General features: G+C 55.0%; 21 protein-coding genes. 3 read left to right on the forward strand and 18 right to left on the reverse strand.

The features are described 5' to 3' along the window. Positions 1–66 precede the first annotated feature (66 nt). Positions 67–1,056, forward strand: a complete 990-nt coding sequence (locus ET418_RS05705; protein ID WP_149306627.1) for a hypothetical protein — start codon at positions 67–69, stop codon at positions 1,054–1,056. 66 nt (positions 1,057–1,122) lie between these two features. Here the strand turns inward: ET418_RS05705 and ET418_RS05710 are convergent, their stop codons facing one another. Beyond that, the gene (locus tag ET418_RS05710) at positions 1,123–2,136 is read right to left on the reverse strand and encodes a peptidylprolyl isomerase (protein WP_149306628.1); all 1,014 of its coding nucleotides are present in this window, start codon (positions 2,134–2,136) and stop codon (positions 1,123–1,125) included. A gap of 178 nt (positions 2,137–2,314) precedes the next feature. Between ET418_RS05710 and ET418_RS05715 the strand changes: the two genes are divergently transcribed. Continuing rightward, positions 2,315–2,674: a response regulator gene (locus ET418_RS05715; RefSeq protein ID WP_149306629.1), complete on the forward strand. Its 360-nt coding sequence runs from the start codon at positions 2,315–2,317 to the stop codon at positions 2,672–2,674. Positions 2,675–2,717: 43 nt separating this feature from the next. Continuing rightward, positions 2,718–3,584: a chemotaxis protein CheX gene (locus ET418_RS05720; protein WP_149306630.1), complete on the forward strand. Its 867-nt coding sequence runs from the start codon at positions 2,718–2,720 to the stop codon at positions 3,582–3,584. 81 nt (positions 3,585–3,665) lie between these two features. Here the strand turns inward: ET418_RS05720 and ET418_RS05725 are convergent, their stop codons facing one another. From ET418_RS05725 to ET418_RS05805, 17 genes are all read right to left on the reverse strand, one after another. Then, complete coding sequence (locus tag ET418_RS05725; RefSeq protein WP_149306631.1) at positions 3,666–4,391, reverse strand: tRNA1(Val) (adenine(37)-N6)-methyltransferase; 726 nt, start codon at positions 4,389–4,391, stop codon at positions 3,666–3,668. Further along, the gene (locus ET418_RS05730; RefSeq protein ID WP_149306632.1) at positions 4,381–6,828 is read right to left on the reverse strand and encodes a glycosyltransferase family protein; all 2,448 of its coding nucleotides are present in this window, start codon (positions 6,826–6,828) and stop codon (positions 4,381–4,383) included. Before ET418_RS05730 ends, ET418_RS05725 begins: the two co-directional genes overlap by 11 nt. A 122-nt stretch (positions 6,829–6,950) precedes the next feature. Continuing rightward, on the reverse strand, positions 6,951–8,144 hold the full coding sequence (locus ET418_RS05735; protein WP_149306633.1) for a glycosyltransferase family 4 protein: 1,194 nt from the start codon (positions 8,142–8,144) through the stop codon (positions 6,951–6,953). Further along, positions 8,141–9,127, reverse strand: a complete 987-nt coding sequence (locus ET418_RS05740; RefSeq protein WP_149306634.1) for a glycosyltransferase family 2 protein — start codon at positions 9,125–9,127, stop codon at positions 8,141–8,143. The genes ET418_RS05735 and ET418_RS05740 overlap by 4 nt, the downstream gene beginning before the upstream one ends. Before the next feature lie 15 nt (positions 9,128–9,142). Further along, positions 9,143–9,874 (reverse strand): glycosyltransferase family 2 protein, encoded by a 732-nt coding sequence (locus ET418_RS05745; RefSeq protein WP_149306635.1) that lies wholly within the window; start codon positions 9,872–9,874, stop codon positions 9,143–9,145. Positions 9,875–9,882: 8 nt separating this feature from the next. Next, positions 9,883–11,100 (reverse strand): glycosyltransferase family 4 protein, encoded by a 1,218-nt coding sequence (locus ET418_RS05750; RefSeq protein ID WP_149306636.1) that lies wholly within the window; start codon positions 11,098–11,100, stop codon positions 9,883–9,885. Beyond that, positions 11,097–12,020, reverse strand: a complete 924-nt coding sequence (locus tag ET418_RS05755; protein WP_149306637.1) for an NAD-dependent epimerase/dehydratase family protein — start codon at positions 12,018–12,020, stop codon at positions 11,097–11,099. The genes ET418_RS05750 and ET418_RS05755 overlap by 4 nt, the downstream gene beginning before the upstream one ends. Continuing rightward, the gene (locus ET418_RS05760; protein ID WP_246152955.1) at positions 12,021–12,650 is read right to left on the reverse strand and encodes an acyltransferase; all 630 of its coding nucleotides are present in this window, start codon (positions 12,648–12,650) and stop codon (positions 12,021–12,023) included. It lies immediately after the preceding gene. A 13-nt stretch (positions 12,651–12,663) separates the two neighbouring features. After that, the gene (locus ET418_RS05765; protein WP_149306638.1) at positions 12,664–13,602 is read right to left on the reverse strand and encodes a glycosyltransferase; all 939 of its coding nucleotides are present in this window, start codon (positions 13,600–13,602) and stop codon (positions 12,664–12,666) included. Continuing rightward, on the reverse strand, positions 13,599–14,846 hold the full coding sequence (locus tag ET418_RS05770) for an aminotransferase class I/II-fold pyridoxal phosphate-dependent enzyme (RefSeq protein ID WP_246152957.1): 1,248 nt from the start codon (positions 14,844–14,846) through the stop codon (positions 13,599–13,601). Before ET418_RS05770 ends, ET418_RS05765 begins: the two co-directional genes overlap by 4 nt. After that, entirely contained in the window at positions 14,836–15,483 is a 648-nt protein-coding gene (locus ET418_RS05775; RefSeq protein ID WP_149306639.1) for an acetyltransferase, read from the reverse strand. Before ET418_RS05775 ends, ET418_RS05770 begins: the two co-directional genes overlap by 11 nt. Next, positions 15,480–16,337 (reverse strand): 3-hydroxyacyl-CoA dehydrogenase family protein, encoded by an 858-nt coding sequence (locus ET418_RS05780; protein WP_218043373.1) that lies wholly within the window; start codon positions 16,335–16,337, stop codon positions 15,480–15,482. The genes ET418_RS05775 and ET418_RS05780 overlap by 4 nt, the downstream gene beginning before the upstream one ends. A 57-nt stretch (positions 16,338–16,394) precedes the next feature. Next, a complete protein-coding gene (locus ET418_RS05785) occupies positions 16,395–17,768 on the reverse strand; it encodes a flippase (RefSeq protein WP_246152959.1) in 1,374 nt (457 codons plus the stop codon). Positions 17,769–17,811: 43 nt separating this feature from the next. Further along, positions 17,812–18,996: a non-hydrolyzing UDP-N-acetylglucosamine 2-epimerase gene (gene wecB, locus ET418_RS05790; RefSeq protein ID WP_149306641.1), complete on the reverse strand. Its 1,185-nt coding sequence runs from the start codon at positions 18,994–18,996 to the stop codon at positions 17,812–17,814. Further along, complete coding sequence (locus tag ET418_RS05795) at positions 18,993–19,625, reverse strand: winged helix-turn-helix transcriptional regulator (RefSeq protein WP_149306642.1); 633 nt, start codon at positions 19,623–19,625, stop codon at positions 18,993–18,995. The genes wecB and ET418_RS05795 overlap by 4 nt, the downstream gene beginning before the upstream one ends. A gap of 108 nt (positions 19,626–19,733) precedes the next feature. Beyond that, positions 19,734–20,102 (reverse strand): four helix bundle protein, encoded by a 369-nt coding sequence (locus ET418_RS05800; protein ID WP_149306643.1) that lies wholly within the window; start codon positions 20,100–20,102, stop codon positions 19,734–19,736. A 38-nt stretch (positions 20,103–20,140) separates the two neighbouring features. Continuing rightward, positions 20,141–21,109, reverse strand: coding sequence for a GDP-L-fucose synthase family protein (locus ET418_RS05805; protein WP_149306644.1), 969 nt, complete (start codon positions 21,107–21,109; stop codon positions 20,141–20,143). Between the last annotated feature and the right edge of the window lie 124 nt (positions 21,110–21,233).

The raw sequence follows: 21,233 nt of genomic DNA on the forward strand, positions 1-21,233 counted from the left end.
TGCAACCACCAGATTGGCGGCCCCATGGGGCGGCCAACGATTGTATCCGGGCCGAAAGGAACCCGCATGAAGATCATCCTGTCTGCCATCATCCTGCTGCTGATAATCGTTGCAGAGGCCGGCGCAGCCAACAGAAGCGTCACCTTTTTCTCCGACGGCGCTGTCGTGGAACTGACAGGCGTCGCCGCCAGGGGCGTCGTCGAGATCCCCCTGCCGCCCGGTACGCGGGAAGATACCGTGCGAATCAGGCCGGAGAGGGGCACCAGCATTCAACGCGTCGATATATTGCCGCTCCGCCGGGATACCAGGGGAGAAAAGGAGCTCGCTTCTCTGATCGAGCAGAGGAACCGCCTGGAAGATCGACTGGGTACGCTGGCGACGCGTGAGGAGATCTTCAAATCCGCCGCCAAGTCCCAAAGCAGCAAAGCCCCCCGCAAGACCAAATCAAACCCGGACCCGATGCAGTCGATCCGCCAGGGGACCGACTTTGCCATCACCCAACTGGAAGCGGTGTATACGGCCCGGCGCAGGGCGGAGCAGGAAATCCGGCGCATCGACGCCCGTATCGCAACCGCGCGGAAAGCGGGAGCCGGGGAGGACCGGGTGGCACGGGTGATCGTTTCGCCAAGGAATGGGCGGGTCACGGCACGCTTCGCAATGGGCAAAGCCGGCTGGACGCCCTGCTACGACATTCGCAGTAACGGCGGTGGAAACGCCCGGGTCACACTCTACGGTCAGGTGCCCGGGTTCTTCGCCGGCTACCAGATCCGCGTATCCCCCACATCCCTGGCAGGCGCTGCCGCGGAACGATCCAGCGTTCTCCCGGCAGCGGGACAACGCGCCCGATTGGCGGAATATCGGATGGCCACCGAAGAGGAATATTTCGGCAGCGGGCCGCTGCCATCATTCAGCTTCACGCTGAAAAACGCAACCGGCGCCGATCTCCCGGCGGGAGAAGCAGCCATTTACCGGACCGGAGAATATTGGGGGGCCATCAGATTTACGGGGATTTCATCGGGACGCAGCGCCAGGCTCGCCTCCAAAGCGGTACGGTAACAAACAAGGCCGGCCCTTCTGTCGCTGGGCCGGCCTCGTTTCGATGTCACGGGATGTGAACCCCGGTTACTTCAACAGGACCTCAACCTTGGCGGTCTTCCGGAGTTCCGTCAGAAAATCGCCCACAGCGGCGTTAATCTTCTGGTTCTTCAAGTAGTCCTCTATCCGGGGGCGGACCGTGCTGAACGGTACAGTCTCGGCCTTTGTCTTTTCCGTTTGCTTGATGATGTGGTAGCCGAACTGGGTTTCGACCACGCCGCTTATCTCACCCGGCTTGAGGGCAAAAGCGGCCTGCTCGAACGGCGGCACCATCTGCCCTCTGCCGAAGAACCCCAGGTCCCCCCCCTGCTTGCTGCTGGGGCAGGATGAATTCTCCTTGGCCAGGGTGGCGAAGTCCGCTCCATTGGCCAATTCCTTGCGCAATTTTTCCGCCTTTTCGCGGGCCTTCTTCTTTTCTTCGGCACTCGCCTTGGTGTCTATGCCGCACAGGATGTGGCTGGCCCTCACCTGTTCCTCCTGCCGGAATTTATCCATATTCTGGTCGTAAAACTTCTTGCTTTCCTCTTCGCTGACCGCAATCTTGGGGGCAATGGTCGAAGTGACGAAATTGGAGATGATCAGGTCCCTGCGGGTATACTCGCGAAGTTCCTTTTCTGTCATGTCAATGGCTTGGATAGCCTTGGCAAACTCCGCCTCGCTGGCAAAACGCCCCTTGCTCTGTACGATCTTGGCGTCCACCTGCTTGTCGAGGTCCTTGATCTCCAGCTTCAAGCCCGCCTGGTAGAGCAGTTCGGCGGAAACCAGTTGGTCCACCACCCTCGTGTCGAGCTCTTTCTGTTCAGCGGCGGAAAGCTGCCCCACGGGCTGGCTGGCCTCCAGAATCTTGTGGGCCCGTTTCAATTCGGCGGCCGGGATATCCGTGCCGTTCACCCGGGCGACCGGCCCCCGCAGCAGAGCGTCGGCGGCAGGCGCCGGCGTTGTTTTCGGTCCTGACTCCGCAGCTGAAGCAGAAATAACGAACAGACTGAATGCAGTGATCAGGGTCAGTGATCTGCAGGTGATATGACAGAGTGTGCGCATGAACGAATCTCCTTCTATGAGTGTGGTATGGCGCTCCTATATAACATGCTTTACTGGCCGGTTAAAGACAAACATATTTTTGACATTTTACCACTTTTCGAGTACATTCGCTCCGCTCATTAAATTTTGGACAGCCCGGCATGAAGCGGCCGCAATGCGCATCAGGAGGATACATCACATGAAGAAGGTTCTTGTCGTTGACGACAGCCTTTCCGTAGCCCGACAGCTCGAGAAGATCATTTCTGAATCTGGTGAATTCACGTGTGTCGGACATGCCAAAAACGGCGCCGAGGCCATCAAGATGAATCACGCCGAGGACCCGGACATTATCTGCATGGACATGAACATGCCCGGCATGGATGGTCTGACCGCCCTGCGCAGCCTGTCGATGTTGGACAAGGAGGTCAAGGTGGTCATGGTCACCTCTCTTGGCGGCGTAGGCGATAAATTTACCGAAGCGCTCAAACTGGGCGCCAAGAATGTTATCTCAAAACCATTCGAGGCCGACGACGTCCTGAAGATACTTCGGGATCTCTGATTTTTTCAGCACCAATAAACTCACGATACAAGGGGATATGTGCATGGCCGTCAAATTTTTCGGGCAGTTTCTGGTGGAAAAAGGGATCGTTTCACGTGAGGCTCTGCTCAGGGCGATTGAACTACAGGAACAGAAAAACCTCAAATTTGGCGAGATGGCACTGGCTATGGGCTACGTAACGCCGAACGATATCGAACGCGCCCACCACGCACAACTCTCCCGCGACATAAAACTCGGGGATCTGCTGGTGGAGATCGGTATCCTGACCCTTACCCAGTTAAACGAGGTCATCACCCGCCAGAAGAACAACCACCTCTACATCGGCGAGGCGCTGGTACTTGTCGGTGCCTTCTCCAACGAGCAGCTTCAACAGCATCTGAATGAATTCAAGGCCGACCAGGCGCCGTACATCTCCGAACGGGTCGAACTTCCCGCCGGCATCCCCAATCCCGAAGTATGGGAGATGGCCGCAGACCTGACCTACAAGATGATTACCCGTATTCTCGGGCTCCCCTTCAGGGCCGGAAAATGTCAAACCGTCACCACGGTGGACACCAACTTCGTCATGGCGGCCATGGACCTGTCCGGCGATCAGGATGCCCGCTTTATCATCTCGGTTTCCCAGGGGCTTCAGAAGTCGGTGGCCAAGGCGATCCTGCGCGAGACATCGGTGGATAATGAACCGCAGGAGGTTCTCGAAGACACCGTGATGGAATTCGTCAACGTGGTGTGCGGCAACATCGCCGCCAAGGCCTCTCAGGCCGGCAGGATCGTCAACATCAACCCTCCGGTCACCATCCGCCCCGACGCCGAGGGACTGGCCGTACCTGCGGGCCATACCGGCCTCTGCTTCCCGATCCTGGTCGGTGACGGCGAAACCATGCAGTTGGTGCTCCTTATCAAGAACTAAAGGCGGCACACAAACCGACACCGTACCAAAAGGGCGCCCTGCGAGGGGCGCCCTTTTCTATGCCGGTCATATACGACAAGGCTATTCACCCAGAATCCGTTGTGCCTCGCAGGAGTACTCCCCCTGCTCATCGTGGATAAGGAGCGGCGGCAGAACCAGCGTATCCCCTTTTCTGCCCTTGGCGAGCTGCGCCAAGAACATCGTTGCCGGTGCGGCGGCGGAACCGTGCACCATGCGGAGCCTGAGCAGCGCAAGCTTGAGCTCCCCGGCACAGCGGACAAACTCCGCCAGCCGCGAGGGATGGCTGATAAAACAGATGGCTCCCGACGGTTTTACCAGATATTTGGCAACGGACAGGAAATCGAACAGGCCGGCGCTCGATTCATGGCGCGCAAGATCCCGGCCGGCGCGCGGGCTGATGCGGCCGCTGCCCGGTGTACGGTAGGGGGGGTTGGCGGTCACCAGATCAAACGACGAGACCGGGAACCTCCTGCGCAGGGAGAGGATATCGTCACAGATAATCCCGATCCGCTCCTGGAGGCCGTTCAGGGCGACATTACGCATTGCCAGCCCGGCCGCCTCCTCCTGGAACTCCACGCCGACCAGAGAGGCCCCGGCAGCTTTCCGGGCGAGAATCAGGGGAATGATCCCGCAACCGGTGCCGAGATCGATTACCCGGCCAACGGAACCCGCCTCGATAAAATCGCACAGCAGCAGCGGGTCCAGGGAAAAACGGTACCCCTCTTTCGGCTGGCGGACCCGCAGGTCGTAGGCACGGAGTTCGTCGGTGGTTTCCTCAGCTTGCACCTTCCACCCTTCTCCTCAACCACCACTCCCTGCCCAACATGACGGCGAAGAGAGCGAACGACGCCAGGGTCAGCCATTTGCCGACCTTGAACGGCAGCGGATCGAAGACAAACTCCACCCGATGGGGGCCGGGCGTCAGATATACCCCGCGCAGGATATGATCCACCGGCACGATCTCGGTTTTATTGCCATCCACAGAGGCGTACCACCCTTTGTAGTACTTTTCACCCAGGACAAGCAGAGTATTCACCGGAGCAGCCGCATCTACCACGATACGATTCCCCTCGTACACCGGTACGGTCACACGTTGCTGGACCAGCGGCACCGCCCCATCCGGATTGGCCATGGCTATCGACGGCGGGGACTCAACAAGGGCAACCGCCGCAGGGTTGAAACCGGGATTCTGCATGATTCCCACCCGTTGCGCGGGTTCGTTGATTACCGCAGCAGCAGGAACCAGCCACCCCTTAGGCAGTACGTTGCGGTTTTCAAGAACAACCGTGGCACCGCCGGGAGCGGTGAAAACCGGGGCGAATTTATTGCCAAGCAGGCCTTTCTGTTGTTGATAGCTCTCGTTCGCTATGATCAGGTATTTTACATTTACGATATCCGGCATGGGACCGAGCGGGTTAAAACCGTCGAGAAACTGTTGCCAGCGCATCTGCTGAACCGCATTGGAGGTGAACATCACCGGAATGCCTTCTGATACGTACTGCATCGGGTCGCTGCCGTCCATAGGCAACACGCGCCAGGTCTTCTGGGTAGACTTCAGGAACCTCAGCAACGGTGATACCTCACCCGCTTTTGCCTTGACCGGAGCTTCCGTGAGAAAGAGGAACTTGTCGTTGATCCGCCACGTATCGCCGACAAACAGCAGCAGCAACAACCACGGAACCGCAGCCACCAGACGCGGCTTCCTCAGCATCCAGAACACTGCGGCGCAGACCGCAGCCAGCCCGCCGGCAAGGGCCGTTTCACGCACCAGGTTGGCCCAGCGTTGCCCCACCAGTTGCGGTCCCTGTTCATAACGGGTCGGTTGGGCAAGCATATCCATAAATTGCCCCATCCAGTGATCCGCTCCCGCACGTTCTATTCCCAGCAGGACAAACAGCACTATCGGCAGTACGGTAATGCCGAGAAGGTACCGGAAAAACTCCTTTGTTTTGCGTACCTCCTCATCCCTGATCAGATCAATCCCCCGGGCGGCCAGGATCGCCAAGCCCAGCACCGGGATGAACATCATCATCTTGGGCACCCTGAAATGGTTGATTCCAGGGAAAAACCTGTACAGCATCCAGTAGAAAGGCGTGTATTTGCCCATGGAGAACAGGATGCCGCCGACAATTCCGCCCAGGGACAGCCAGGTATACTTGTCGCGCCGGAAGATCAGCGGCAACGGCAGCAACAGCCAGGGGATCAGCCCCATATAACTGACCGTCTGGGTGAAGCGCATCCTCCCCCAGTAATACGAGGCGATGTTAGGAGGGTTATCCCCCGCTTCCTGGCGGGAGAGGCCGAAAAATCCGGGGATGACAAAGGCCCCCAACTCTTCCGGCGGCAGGGACCAGGACATAGCCTCCTCCACATCCAAGCCGCCTTTGGCAGCGCTGCTACCCGCCGCCTGGTTGGCTCCGCTCTGCACGCCCCGGTTGGTATCCTTGGACCAGTTGGCCAGCGGCAGCAGCGAAATTGCAACCGTGGTCAGGAAGAACACCAGCAGCACCATGTTCATACCGAACAACCGGGGGAACAGCTTCCGCCCCTCGTCCTTGTCCGCGACCACAATGCCGAGCAACCGGCAAATGCCGTAAGCGCCGACGCACAGACAGGTGTAGAACGCGATCTGCCAATGGGTGTTGAAAAACTGGAAAGCCAATACGAAAGCGGTGGTAAGGAAAAAAATCACCCGCCGCGTCTGAAACCCCCGTTCCAGGAAATAGAAGGCCCAGGGGGCGTAACAGATGGTAGCGATCTTCATCACATGGCCGGCATTGATGAGCGAAGCATTTTCTGGAGCCAGAACGAATATCAGCCCGCCCAGGAATGCTGCGAGCCGGCTGGCGCCGATGACGCGACAGCAGAGGTAGGTGCCGCATGCGCCAAAGAAGAGGTGGAGCACGATGAACCAGGCCACGCTTTCCGGAGCGGGAATCAGCCAGAACAGGAGATTCCTCCAGACAAGAAAGGCTAAGGAGACATCCCCCCCCTCGACCGAGTAGCCGCTGTTGATCATCATATTCCACGACGCCTGGAGACTCCAGGAAGGAAGGATATCGAGGAACTTCATATCCCTGATCCCCCGTACCCCCCAGTAAAACTCGCCGATGATGTCTGGGGCGCGGATTATCTTGTCGGTGAACAGGATGCGCGAGAAGAAACAGAGCAAAACAAGCAGCATGCCGGTAAAAATGGCCAGTTTTTTCGTACGGTCACTCATGCAATGATCATCTCCGATTCTCGTTTTATGTACCGATATTCCCGCATAGCGCAGGATATTGTCCGGGCAGCAACTTCTGTGGGAGCATAGTCATCCCGTCCCTAGCGACAGCAAACGTCAGATTATTGCTGACAATTCCCCGCGTAAAACGTTGCCAGCCTCCCGGCAAACTCATGCCACGTGAATCGCTCCGCGAGGTAACGGCGTCCCTCTTCCCCGACCTGCCTGCCCAGCGACCTGTCCAGCGCGAGGGTGGCCGTCCTTTCCGCCATGTCTTCCACCTGGGCCGGGTCGCACAGATATCCCGGCGCCCCGTCGCTCACGTATTCGGCAGCCTGCCCGACCCGGTCCGCCACAACCGGTATGCCCGCCCGGATGATCTCCGTCAGCTTGGCGGGGCATTTGGCCCGGTTGACCAGGGTATCGTCCAGCGGATAGATGGCCACGTCGGCAGCCGCCAGATAATCGGGGATCTCCTGCGGCTCGACCCAGCCCGCCATGACCAGCGCCTCCCGGAAGCCCCCGGTTTCCGCGGCACCGGCCAGTCGCTCCTCCTCGCCGTGCCGCCCCTTGCCCACCACCAGGAAACGGACATGGTGGACCCTCCGGTACAGGTCGGCAAACAGCCGGTGCAGACGCTCTTGGGAGAACTCGAAGAAGCGGGTATACAATAGCACCACCGGCGCATCCGCTTCAATACCCAACCGTTTCCGGGCGCGAAGGCCATCCCCCGGCGGAGCCTGCTCCACGCAGTTGGGCAGATAGAGGATCTTTGCGGCCGCCACCCCTAGCCCGGCGGTCAGCCGTTCCAGTTCGCGGCTGGCGACGGTCACACCGGCGGCATGGCGGGACAGCCACTGTTCCTGAAAGGCGAAGAAGCGTTTTTCAAGCGAAGAGTAGGTGTGGAGCTCGTTCATCCCCCCCTTGCCCTCCCAATCGTCGGTATCCACGAACAGGGGGGAGAGCCCTACCCCCAGCCGTTGCAGCGCGATGTGCGCCATGGCCGCCAGACCGCCGTATCCCTTGGGCTTGAAGAGGTGGACCACATCCGCCCGTTCATGGAGGGCGGCCCGGAACATGCGCCACGCTAGGGGGAGGGCCCGCCGGGCATTACCGCCGGTCGGGAGCGCAACGTTCACCAGCCGCACCCCGCGCAGCACCTCCGTCTTCCCCGAGTCCTCGGGATTGGTGTAGGGGGGGGCGACAATCACCACCTGGTGGCCCAGGCCCTGCAACTCCGCCGCCAAGGGCAGCATGCGGGCGATCACGGTCCCCTTGGGGCGGATGCCGAAGGGTGCGAGAAAGACGATCTTCATACCCCGCTCCCCATCTTGCGCAGGAAGATTCCCACAGGGGAGGCCCCCCTCGCCAACAACCCCGCGATTTGAGCGTCGTTCAACCGGCGCAGGCGCGCTATTTCGCGCCGCTTGCGCAGCAGGGGCGGCAGGTCGCGCAGCACGTGCAGCCGGGCCCGCAGCGCCGGCACGAACCGCCCCCGCACGAGCGCCAGCAGCAGCGCGGCCCCGTCCCAGGCGAGGATTCGGGGCAGATGGCGCAGCAGCAGCGTCGGCGGCCAGTTTTTCAGCAGCACATACCACTTGTTGCGCTGGACCTGATACACGGTAAACGGACTCATGCGCCCCCCGGTGGCCGAATGGACATGGTACACCACCGCGCGCGGGGCCGTCACGGCCCGCCACCCCGCCAGCCTGCCCCGCCAGGCCAGGTCCAGGTCCTCGTAATAGGCGAAAAAATCCCCGTCAAAGAAGCCGATCTCCTCCAGCATGGCCCGCCGGTACAACGCCGCCCCGGCGCAGGGGCCGAAGACCTCGGACGGCACGTCGTACTGCCCCTCGTCCGCCTCGCCGACCCCGATATTTATGCCGAGTCCCGCCGTTGTCGGCCGCACCCCCACCGAGTCGATGCGGCCGGTCCGGTAAAAGTTGAGCATCTTGGCCGCCACCATGCCGATGCCCGGATCGGCCTCCACCGCCGCCACCAGTTCGGCGAGGAATTCCGGCTGCACCGCGGTGTCGTTGTTGAGGGTCACGATATGGGCGCCCTGGGCAACGGCCAGCCCCCGGTTGTTCCCTTCGGCAAAGCCCACGTTCTCCGGCAGTTCCACCAGCCGCACCCAGGGATAGGCGTTCCGCACATAATCAGCCGAACCGTCGCGGGAGCCGTTGTCCACCAGGATCGTCTCGAAATCCCGGTACGACTGCGCGGCCAAGGCGTCGAGGCACGGTTGCAGGAACGTTTTGCCGTTCCAGGTGAGGATGATGATGGATATCATGGGCATGCAAGGGCCGTTGAATTATCGAGTGAAAAGATCTCTGGATCTCACGAAAGTTCTTCGAGCCAGAAAATATAGCAGCGCCAAAAAGCTCCAAACCAAGCCAAAATTTTTTCTGACAACCTGTAAAGATTCCGCCAGATCATACCTGCTACTCAAACCGGCAGGCATGGCATACCCAACAAAAGCATCCGAATAAACGAAATTAGCACCCTTCTTTAACAGCCGCTGGTTGAAATCGAAATCCGCAAAGATTTTGAATCTGGTATCAAAGGGCAATTCTGGATGGACCGATTTATTGACCAATAATGCTTGATGGTGGAGAGTATTCCTGACTCTCAGCGCAATAGAGGCCTTTGACGAAAAGAATCTGCCATTTCCCAATTCAACTCTACCGTATATAACATCGTCGAATTCGTATTTATCCATATCCGGAGGTAACGATAGTACCTTGTCACCAGCACCCAAAAACAATATATAGCTATTTTCTTTGGCTGCTTCCCACCCTTTATTCATCGCATCATAAATGCCATTATCCTTTTCACTGACCCAGTAGGATATCTTTGACTGGTATTTTCTTATGACATCAACGGTCCCGTCCGTAGAACCGCCGTCAATAACGATGTACTCCAGATTTTTATAGGTTTGGCCCAGAACGCTGGTGATGGTGTCCTCAAGATGCTCCACCCCGTTATACACAACGGTAATGATGGTAATTGCCGGTTGGCGACCAATGGCCGATTTCTCTAACATGCTAAGCCTTATCCGTTCAGATCACGTACACGGTTTTCAACATATGAGCGGGCAATCGCCAGAAAGGTCATGGCGAAATCATTACATTCCTTCTTGTTTGTTTCCCTGGCCAGCGTCTCTTTGCCACCATCAGGACCAGGAGTAAGAGAATGCCAGAAATCTGCCATTACTTCGGCTAGTGCGGCAGGAGAAGAACATTCGAAAAAGCAGCTCTCCGGCGGATTCTGCTCCAGGTGGACAGGGATATCAGACAAAATCATCGCTTTGCCCAGGCATCGCGCTTCCTCGACTACCGTGCTCCACCCCTCGAACTGGGAAGGCTGTATGAGCGCAAGAGAGCGCCGCAACAGCTGTATCTGATCGTTTTTGGGAATGAGCCCGACCAGTAGAATCTGCTCCTCTAAACCAAAAGATTTAATGGCATCGAGGACAACCGAGGCATATTTCGGCTGCCGGTAATCGTTGAGTTCGCCAGTACAGACGATAACAGGCTTTACACCATTATCCTTCAACAATTTCAAGGCGTTAATTACGGTCAGATGTCCCTTGTGCTGCCAAAACTGGTTACTGACCAAGAAAAACCTGTCGGGCAAAGAATACTTGGCCTGGACGTTTGCCGGGTCCCCCTGGACCCACATATCCCTCATGACGCTCTTAAAAGAAAGGACCCGTGTTTTTTTGATGAAATCGGGATAGAATCTTTCAAAATCAACTGCGGCCGATTTGCTGCTCAGGACCACCATGGGCGAGGAATGGACCAACTTGGAGTAGGTTTTCTCCCGGCCATGAAGCTCTCGCTTCGAGAAGTACTGGGGCAAATGTTTGTGCTGAAAATCCGGAATCCACGCTACAACTTTATCGAGACTGAAGCGGCAATCCCAACTTGTCGCGGGATAGACGAAATTCAGACCAAATTTATTCAGAATGACATCGTACCGTTGGTCGGAAATCCTGAGAAGGCGGCTCTTGATGCTCCAGAGTATCAGTTCGGGAAATTTTGGCGGGACTATCTGGTCGAGATAATGAACGTTTGTTACGTGAGGTTTGATCGAATCGATAAAATTCTCATCGGTCGCAGTGTTCGTCAGAAGATTGACCTCGAACGTAGCGCGGGTCTCCTGCGGGAGGCTTGCCAGGGCCAGGATGATATTCCGTATGTATTCAGCGCCCCCCATCCATCCGGCCCCACCCTGCATGATCAGGCCGATACGAAGCAGATTCGTCATATGCTTGCTATCTCCGCACGGCACCACGTTGCAAACGTTCTGATGCCTTGTTTCAAGGGAATGTCCGGGGTAAAACCCAGTGCGTGCAATTTGGTGATGTCAGCCTGCCAATTAACAGGATTGCCTTGCGGAATAACGCCATCAAACTGTGGAGAGCAGCCTTCGTTCAATGCATCCAGCACCAGAGAAGCAAGCTCCAGAATCGTCGTTTCATTACCGCTTGCAAGATTATACGTCTCGCCTTGCATCGGTGCGTTGGCTGCAACTATATGCAATGCCTTCGCAACGTCGCGTGCATGGATAAAATCCCGGCTTTCCCGGCCTGTCCCCTGGAGTTTCAGCGCATGCCCGGTGATCACCTTAAAACACATATCCCAGAGTACTTGGCGGCGCAAACCGGGTCCGTAGGCGGAAAAAATCCGAACACTGGCCGTCTTTAGACCATAAATCCTGGCAAACTCCGAGCACAACTGTTCGCACTGCCATTTGTGAAAGCCATAGGGCGAAATAGGCGAAGCGGGCTGTTCCTCATTCACCGGCAGGGTCTGCGGGTTACCGTAAACAGCGGCGCTGGACAGCAAGATGAACCGGCACGCTGGTGCGTGCAGCCGCAATGCCTCCAAGACTTCGAACGTCAGGACCGTATTGGTATAAAAGTCGGCTGATGGATCAGAAACCGACAGGGGCACGGAAGCTCGTCCCGCACAGTGAATGCAGACATCTGGCGACAGAGTGCGCAACAGGTCATCGAGAGCCTTATCCGGCAGCTTTACGTTGTGGTATGCGGTAAGATGGGCGAGCGGCGCATTCTCAGGAGGGATGGAGTCAATGCCGATGACGGTACACCCCAACTCTGAAAAAAACTGGGCAGTATAGCGACCGAGGAAGCCTGCGGCACCTGTAATTAGTACTGATTTCATTTATTTCCTAATATCAGCCGGAAGATTTTTTACTAATTTTGCAGGATTTCCTGCCACCACGGTCCACGGTTCAACATCTCTCGTAACCACGCTACCGGCACCAATTATCGCGCCTTCACCAATGGTGACACCTTTAAGTATAATACAGTGCATACCGATCCACACGTTATCTTGTATCACAATAGGCTTTGAATTTACTACTGACCAATCTTTGCTCAATATAAAATTTTTGCCATTCCTATAGTCCTCTAATTGCCTACTCATATCTAAGTGGCGTTGTCGGTAATCAAGCGAGTGGGAATCATGGTCATAGAGATAGCCCCCCCATGCGACAAAGATATCGTTGCCAAATTCAATTTTTGATCTGCAAATTACAGTCCCGCCACCTAAGTAAACTCTGTCACCTATACTGACTTCGCCCCCTTCTGATTCAAAAACAAAATTCCCATTTATCATGCAGTCGTCACCAATTCTAAGGTACTTCTTTTCACGAATTGGGTTCCGCAGATCAAGGTTAAAGCCTGGAAGCATGACTGACTTACCGATTTCGAGGTGCGAGGCATATTTCTTCACAACATTGGGCGATATAATTTTTTTTACAGCTTTGATGATGCCGCCTCTGACGTCCATATCGCCCCCGCTTTCAATCGAACTGCGAATTTTTGGAAGTAATTTTAGCCAAACGCCTGGTTACCATCCGTGCTGAAAAATAAAATAATTTTGACAACATCTTTATTCTACAATTTGACTTAACAAAAGAAATATAGAGATATTTAATACCATCAACCAAGCTAATATCGCCTTGTATTTGTGCAAGCTGATAATAATAAATCGATATTTTGTCGTTAACTATTGAGGTATATACATGATTTAAATATTCATCAACAACGTTATAAGCATTTATTACATCCAGTATGTTTCTGACCTGATTACGTAATGACCATACGCCACCAACGTGATGCCGGTGTCTTCCCAGCACCCTGTTGATATAACCGATATCCCCATGCTGGGCATTCAAAATATGAAGTGTCCAATCGCCCATTCCAAGCGTGTAATACCAGTCAGGAAAATCTTCAAACAGCCTGTTGCGAAAAAGAGCCGAACACGTGGGAATAAAATTACAATATAAGAGAAGATCTTTCAGACTTGATATCTCTTGCTGGTTATCTGCGCAATAATTCCATGATGGCTTTGTTCCATCATCATAAAACTCCTCACTGTTGTGGAAACAGATCGCACATGAGGGGTGTGCATCCAGAAAATCGACTTGGTCCTGCAGTTTATCAGAGGAGGTCCAATAATCATCTCCTTCAAGCAGCGCAATATAGTCACCAGTACACGATTTGAAGGTAGTGACAAAATTATTGGTCATACCCAGATTTTTTTCCGGCAGGAGTAGTCTAATTTTCCCAGGATATTTCTCATGATATTCGAGGAGAATACTCCTCGTATTGTCCGTGGAACAATCCTCCCCAATCACAATTTCATAATCGAAATTCACTTTTTGCATCAGAATACTGTCCAATGCCTGGGCGATATACTTCTCGTGATTATAAGTTATCATCAAAACACTAAGTTTCATATGAGACCTGTTTTTGTCTTTGCCAACCGCCCTGTAATTTCGCCACCATGTGAAACCGCTAGTCGTATAATCCGACCGATTGCTTTGATGTCTTCTTCGTCGACAGCAGTACCCGTTGGCAGAGACATGACTCGCTGGGCCAAGCGCTCGGTATTGGGCAACAGGAGCTCCGCATGAGGAAAGTAGGAGCGATACGGTTCCATCCGATGGCAACCGGGATAGAAATAACGCCGGGCCATGACATTTTCCGCATGGAGGACTTCAACGAGATAATCCCTATTCAAGCCTGCTTTTCCTTCATCAATTTCCAAAACGATATATTGGCAATTGCATCTCTCTTTATCATTATACTTGATCAAGCTGACGCCGGGGATATCCGCAAGCTCAGCGGAGTATCGGCGGTAATTGCGATGATTGACCGCTATAAAATCATCGAGACTCTCCAACCCCGTCAAGCCCATGGCAGCGCATATCTCCGTCATCTTCCCGTTCGTACCGACGTAAATGACATTATCATAACCGGCAAAACCGAAGTTTTTCATCAACCTTATCTTCGCTGCCAACTCATCGCTGTTGGTTACGATGGCGCCTCCCTCGAACGTGTTGAAAAACTTGGTGGCGTGAAAACTAAACACCTCTGCATTGCCGAAATTGCCGATCATCTTCCCATTGTGGGAGCAGCCGAAGGCATGGGCCGCGTCGAACATCAGCTTCAGGTTATGGCTCTCTGCTATTTCGGTTAATGCCTCCACGTTGCAGGGACGTCCCCAGAGGTGCACTCCGACGATACCGCTGGTACGCGGGGTGATCATCCTGCGAACCGCTTGCGGATCAAGAGTGTGCGTATCGGGATCAATATCGCAGAATACAGGTGTTATTTCCTGCCACTGCAATGAATGGGCGGTGGCGACAAAAGTAAACGAGGGGACGATGACTTCGCCAGTTAACCCGAGTGCACGTACAGCAATTTCAAGCGCAACAGTTGCGTTGCAGAGGACGATGCAGTTACGGACACCGAGCATCCCTGCAAGTTTCTGTTCAAGCTCCTGTACCAGCGGGCCATTGTTGGTGAGCCAGTTCCGATCGAACATCTCGTTTACTCTCGCCAGGAAACGCTCACGATCACCGAGGTTCGGCCGACCGACGTGAAGTTTTTCCGGAAAAGAAGGCGATCCGCCAAAAAGTGCAAGTTCTTCAATACAGTCTTTCATGATTGCCTCAATTAAAGGGTCTTTAAAATCCATCCATTGTCTTAATCTGACGTGCTGGGTTTCCTACAGCAAGGACGTTTTCCGGCAGTGACTTGGTCAACACCGATCCGGCTCCGATGAAACTACCGGTCCCGATTGAAAGTTTCTCGATCAAAGTGGCGCCTGTACCGATCTCAACGCCATCGCCTAACGTAATATTCCCCGAAATAGCGACATTGGGTGACAGGGTGCAGAAGTTGCCGATTATCGCGTCGTGGCCGACCGTACAACCAAGATTAACGATGGTGTGGAGGCCTATAACGATTTGCGTTGTCAGTATGCAGCCCGCAGTGATCATGGACCCCTCGCCGATTGAAACAAACGATGATTTTTGGACTGATGGGTGGACCAGTGTCGCAAACTTCGGTTTTCCCTGCCCACTCATTCTCTGGATTATCCCTTTCCGGTGACGTGGCGAACCGATGGCAACAACAAATGAGGCCTCAGCAAAGTGGGGCCAATCGTCGATTCCTCCCAGGTGGGGGATTCCGCAAAGCTCCTTTTCCTCCAAGTATTTTTCATCGACTAGAAACCCGATAGGATTCCATGCACCGGTTTCACGTGCCAGCCAGATTACCTCTCGCGCCATTCCTCCTGCACATACTACTACAAGCGATTTGGCTTCACTCATAATTCACCTCGTCGGTAAGAATAAAATCCGATGCCCGTTTTTTTACCAAATTTTCCCGCACGGACGTATTTCCGTAATAATGGCGCAGGCCGGTATTTATCATCTCCTGTTTCCGCAACAAGTGTTTCCAAAATGCTGAGACACACATCAAGCCCAATAAAATCGGCAAGTTCCAAGGGGCCCATGGGGTGATTTGCTCCAAGTTTCATGCAGTTGTCAATCGTCTTCGGTTCAGCTATCCCTTCCGCCAACAGAAAAATTGCTTCATTAATCATGGGAAAAAGAAGCCGGTTGACGACGAAACCGGGAGTCTCGGGGAGAACCACCGGGTGCTTGTGTAGCACCGCAAGAAACTGACAAATTTCGTCAATGGTTTCATCCGAGGTGTATTCGCCACGGACTAACTCCACCAGCTTCATGGTAAGTGGGGGATTAAAGAAATGAACGCCAATGAATTTCGATGGGTCGCGGGTCTGCGATGCCAAACTCGTAATGCTGAGAGTTGAAGTATTAGTGGCAACAATCTTTTGCTCCGATAACACCGCCATAAGCTTGTTCATAACTGCCAGTTTGACCGGGTAATCTTCCTTCACTGCTTCGATGATAAGGTCACACGATGCAATTTCCAATATGTCATCCACATGAACAACGTTCGCAATAACCGTATCAATGGAACTTTTTTCTATTGCTCCGAGACGTGATTGCAGCAGAATAATCTTCCGGAATGAACGTTCGAAGTCCTCCCTCCGCCGATGATTCCAGAGAACCACGGACATCCCGTGAGCAGCACACAGAAGTGCTAACTGCGTTCCCATTGTTCCCGCCCCCAGAATACCTACTTTTTCTATTCCCACGAAAAGACCTCCTTGCTGCTTTACTGATTCTTCGGCAATCTGCGCATATTTAGAGAATTACCAGAACTTCGGTAAAAGCAAAGAATGCGTAATCATACTTCCGTTTCGACGTAACGGTTTGAACACATAGCAAATAGCGTGTGCAGAAATCCAGTACGAAATACACGATGCTGCAGCGGCACCAACACCGCCGTATTTAGGGATGAGAAAAAAGTTCAACGCAATATTTACAACTGCTGAAGCGACATTAACCCAGAACAGTATCCAAGTCCAGTTCATGGCCAAAAGGAATGTCCCTCGCGCCATCGCCAAGTTGATAAACAGGTCACTCCATATAAGAATGACAAGCATCGGAGCTGCCGTAGCATATGCCTTCCCGTAAAGGAGATGGATGATAATTCCCGCAAGGAACGTTACAGGGACGGCAACAGCGTACCCAACAAAAGCAAGAACATTATACAGTTTTTGAAGCCGGTTATAGAATTCGGCTTCATCAACCTCCTTCGCTCTGATGATGCTTGGGAAAACTGACGCGATGACGGCGGACGGTATGAAAAACCAGACCTCCGCAACTCGAACCGCCGCTGCATAAATGCCGACTTCTTTAGAATCTGCCAGTTGACCGAGAATGACCTGGTCAATTCGAAGCCCTACCATAGAAATGATACCAGCCAAAAGGACAGGCCAACCGGTTCGCAGAAGATTAGTAGCAATGGAAAGCCTGACTCGCCATTTTCTGACTGATCCATTTTTCAGAGAATAGACATAGAGTAGCGCAATAGCGCCCAAGGAAAGCTCCACGAGATTCATTACCGCAAAGGAGACAACCGATGTCTTGGCTAAGATCAGGATCACTCTGCCGATGGCACTGACGATGAACCCGAAGTTCCTCGCAATAACTACATATTTTGAAAGAACTTTTGATTGAAACCAAAAATCAATTACGTCTAAAGCATTAACCGTCAGCGACCAACCAAGGATTGCAACGATAGCATGTGCAATTGTGTCATCAGGCCGGAGAACGAAAACCAGACCAACCACAAAAAAATACGACATAATTCCCGCAAAAAACTTAAGAATAAAGGTCGTACCCAATATTTCGCCACATTTATCTGGGCGGTGGACAAGCTCTCTAATAACAATGCTGTCTAAACCAAGTCCCGCCACGGCCCCAACCATGCCAATCAGAGAACCAGCATAGCTGATCTGACCAAACAGCGCAGGTCCCAAGTACCGAGCAACCCATACGCCAACAAGCAGTCCAACCCCCATGCGAAGAATTTTATCAGCAAAGAGCCAGCCGCTATTCTCCACCGCCTCTTGGAAAACGTGCCGGTCCTCGAAACGTTTGCGGAGAAATGAGGGGAGATAACGCACCCATAACCGATCCGTAGGAGCGGGAGTCATTGACGCCCCCTCTCTGTCACGCACGCCCAACATCCGCTATGCATAAAATTTTTCCGCTGAACACCCATCAACCACAACACGGATCACTCTTTCTTTCCCTCCCCATCCCAATAAGGAATTCTGCAATCCTCCCGGCCGCCTTGCCGTCCCCATACGGGTTATGCGCCTGACTCATTGCCCTATATGCCTCCCCGTCCGTAAGCAGGCGGCCAGCCTCAGCCACAATCCTCTCAGGGTCCGTTCCGACCAGCCGCACCGTTCCCGCCTCAAGGGCCTCGGGACGCTCGGTGGTGTCGCGCATGACCAGCACCGGCTTGCCCAATGACGGCGCCTCTTCCTGCACGCCGCCGGAATCGGTGATGATCAGGCGGGAGCGGTTCATCAGCCAGACAAAGGGGAGGTAATCCTGCGGTTCGATCAGGTGGATGTTGCCATGCTTGCTGCCCAGGAGGCGCCGTACCGGCTCTTGAACATTGGGGTTCAGGTGCGCGGGGTAGACGATCTCTACGTCAGAATACGTCTCACCTATTTCAGCCAGCGCCCGGCAGATATTTTCGAAGCCTTCGCCGAAGTTCTCCCGGCGATGGCCGGTGACCAGGATCACGGGAGAGGTCCGGGAGGTCAGAACGGGGGAATTTTCCGGGAGGCACCGGCGCAAGCGTTCCATGATCCCCGCTTCGTGCTCTGGCTGCCGCACCTTGTCGACGACCGCCAGGAGCGCGTCGATCACCGTGTTGCCGGTGACGTGGATGGTTGCGGGGTCGATCCCCTCGCGCAGCAGGTTGTCCCGCGCCCACGGCGTGGGTGCGAAATGCAGGTCTGCAATCACCCCGGCGACGTGCCGGTTGATCTCCTCCGGGAAGGGGGCGTACTTGTTGTGCGTCCGCAACCCCGCCTCCACGTGCCCCACGGGGATACGCAGGTAGTAGGCGGCCAGCGAGGCGGCCATGGTGGTGGTCGTATCGCCGTGGACCAGGACGATATCGGGCCGTTCCTCTTCCAATACCCCGCGCAGCCCCAGCAGCACGTTGTAGGTGATGTCAAAGAGGTTCTGGCCCGGCTTCATGATGTCCAGGTCGTGATCCGGGACGATGTCGAAGAGGTGCAGCACCTGGTCGAGCATCTGGCGATGCTGGGCCGTGACGCAGACGCGGCTGACGAACCGGTCCGCATGTTTCTCAAGCTCCTTGACCACCGGTGCCATCTTGATCGCTTCGGGACGCGTGCCGAATATGGAGAGGACCTTGATCATGCCCGACCACCGCCATTCTCCTTGCCGCTTTCCGCCCCTGCGGTGAAGATTCGCCCCAAGGCAACCCCCTGCCCCAGGAGCGCCTGCAACAACTCCGTGCGCCGCTTCATGGAGGAGATCACCAGCGAAGCGCCCACCTGGGGCACCCCTGCCGCCAGTGCGACGACCGGCACCCCGAAGAACGTCTCCCCGGCACGTGCGTCGTCCATGACCGCAACCAGCTTGATATCGGTCTCCTGCAACGACAGGTAGGCCACCTCGGCCACCTCGTCCACCCCGCAGAAGGCGACCTCCCGCACACCGGCGGTCTCCAGGCGGCGGAACAGGTCCAGGTAGTCCTGGCGGGCAACGGTGTAGAGGCTGGTGAAGTAACTGAGGTGCTGATAGGCCAGGCGGCTCTTCTCGGCCAGGCCTTGGGGGGTGAGGAGATAGGCGTAGCGGTTGCTGGGGAAGTTTTTGACCCGCACGTAGCCTTTGGAAACAAGGTTTTTCAGATAGGAGTTGACCAGACCGACGGCAATGCCGAGCCGGCGGGAGAGTTCCCGCTGGGACAGGGGCTCTTCGCCGGTTATCTCGGAAAGCAGCAAGAGGGAGCGGTAGGATTCGAGTGATTTTTCGCTGTTGTTCATATTCTGAACATTAGCGAAAAACAGGGGAAAATTGCAAGCTAAAACGGTGAAACTGTGAATTGTGAATTGTGAAAACGGTGAAGGGTGAAACTGTGAATCGTGAAGGGACTACTTCGTATTTTCTCGTACTTTGTTGATGAGGCCGGCAAGCTTTGCTGAAATCGAGTCGATCCTGCTATCCATTTCCTTTTTCTGTGGAGATTCGATAAATCCGAGGTTGAAGGCAATTTCCAACTGCGTGTCAAGCTCACTCAAAGAACCACCGGCAATACTGAGAAACTGGGCAAATTCTTTCGTTGAAAACCGTGCGGCCCCTTCGGCGATATTGCTCGGTATTGAGACTACAGCCCGGCGCATTTGAGAGCTCAAGCCATATATCTCAGATTTTGGAAATGCCTCTGTCAGCTCATATACGGCGGTCGCAAGGGACACACCTTCCTGCCAAACTTCCAGTTTTTTATGAGCCCTCTTCACCATTCACAATCCTTTTACCCGCCTTTTTCACGATTCACCATTCACGATTCACAGCCCTGCTCCTGATACCAGCGATACGTTGCCGCAAGCCCATCCTCCAGGCCGATACGATGCCGCCAGCCGAGGGCATGGAGCCGGGACACGTCGCAGAGCTTGCGCGGCGTGCCGTCGGGCTTGCCGGGGTCGAAGGCCAGATCGCCCGCGAATCCGACCACTTTTTTCACCACCAGGGCCAGTTCGCGGATGGTTAGCTCCTCGCCGCTGCCGATATTGATCAGGGCCGGGGCCGCAGGATCATCCAGCAGGCGGCCATACTCCGCCTCCGGCAGGTTGATCAGGTGCAGGCAGCCGTCCGCCAGGTCATCCACATGGAGGAATTCCCGCAGGGGCGTACCGCTGCCCCAGATGGTCACCGTGGCGTCGCCGCGCTCCTTCGCTTCGTGGAATTTGCGGATCATGGCCGGCAGGACGTGGGATGAGACCAGGTCGAAGTTGTCGTTGATCCCGTAGAGGTTGGTGGGCATGGCGGCCAGGTAGCGGGTGCCGTACTGGCGGTTGAAGGAGCGGCACATGGTGATGCCGGCGATCTTGGCCACGGCATAGGCGTCGTTGGTCGGTTCCAGCGGCCCGGTCAGGAGGTATTCCTCCTTCAGAGGTTGGGGCGCCAGCTTGGGATAGATGCAGGTGCTGCCCAGGAACAGCAGGCGCTTGACGCCGGTGTTCCACGAGCCATGCACGATGTTGTTCTGGATCATCAGGTTCTCGTAGATAAACTGGCCCGGCTGGGTGCTGTTGGCTACGATTCCGCCCACCTTCGCGGCGGCCAGGAAGACGTATTCCGGGCGTTCATCGCGGAAAAAGGCCGCAACCGCAGCCTGGTTGCACAGGTCCAACTCTGCCCGCGAAGGGAGCACCAGGTTGGTGTAGCCCGCCCCCTGGAGTCGGCGCACGATGGCCGATCCGACCATGCCGCGATGTCCGGCCACATATATCTTGTCCTGCGGATTCATCTTGAAACTCCTTAAAGCGTGAATGGTGAAACGTGAAGGGAAAGACGTGAATCGTGAATAGAAAGACGTGAATCGTGAAGGGAAAGATGTGAATGGTGAATGGAAAGACGTGATGCGTGAAGGA

The sequence above is a fragment of the Oryzomonas rubra genome (assembly GCF_008369015.1).
Lineage (GTDB): Bacteria > Desulfobacterota > Desulfuromonadia > Geobacterales > Pseudopelobacteraceae > Oryzomonas > Oryzomonas japonica.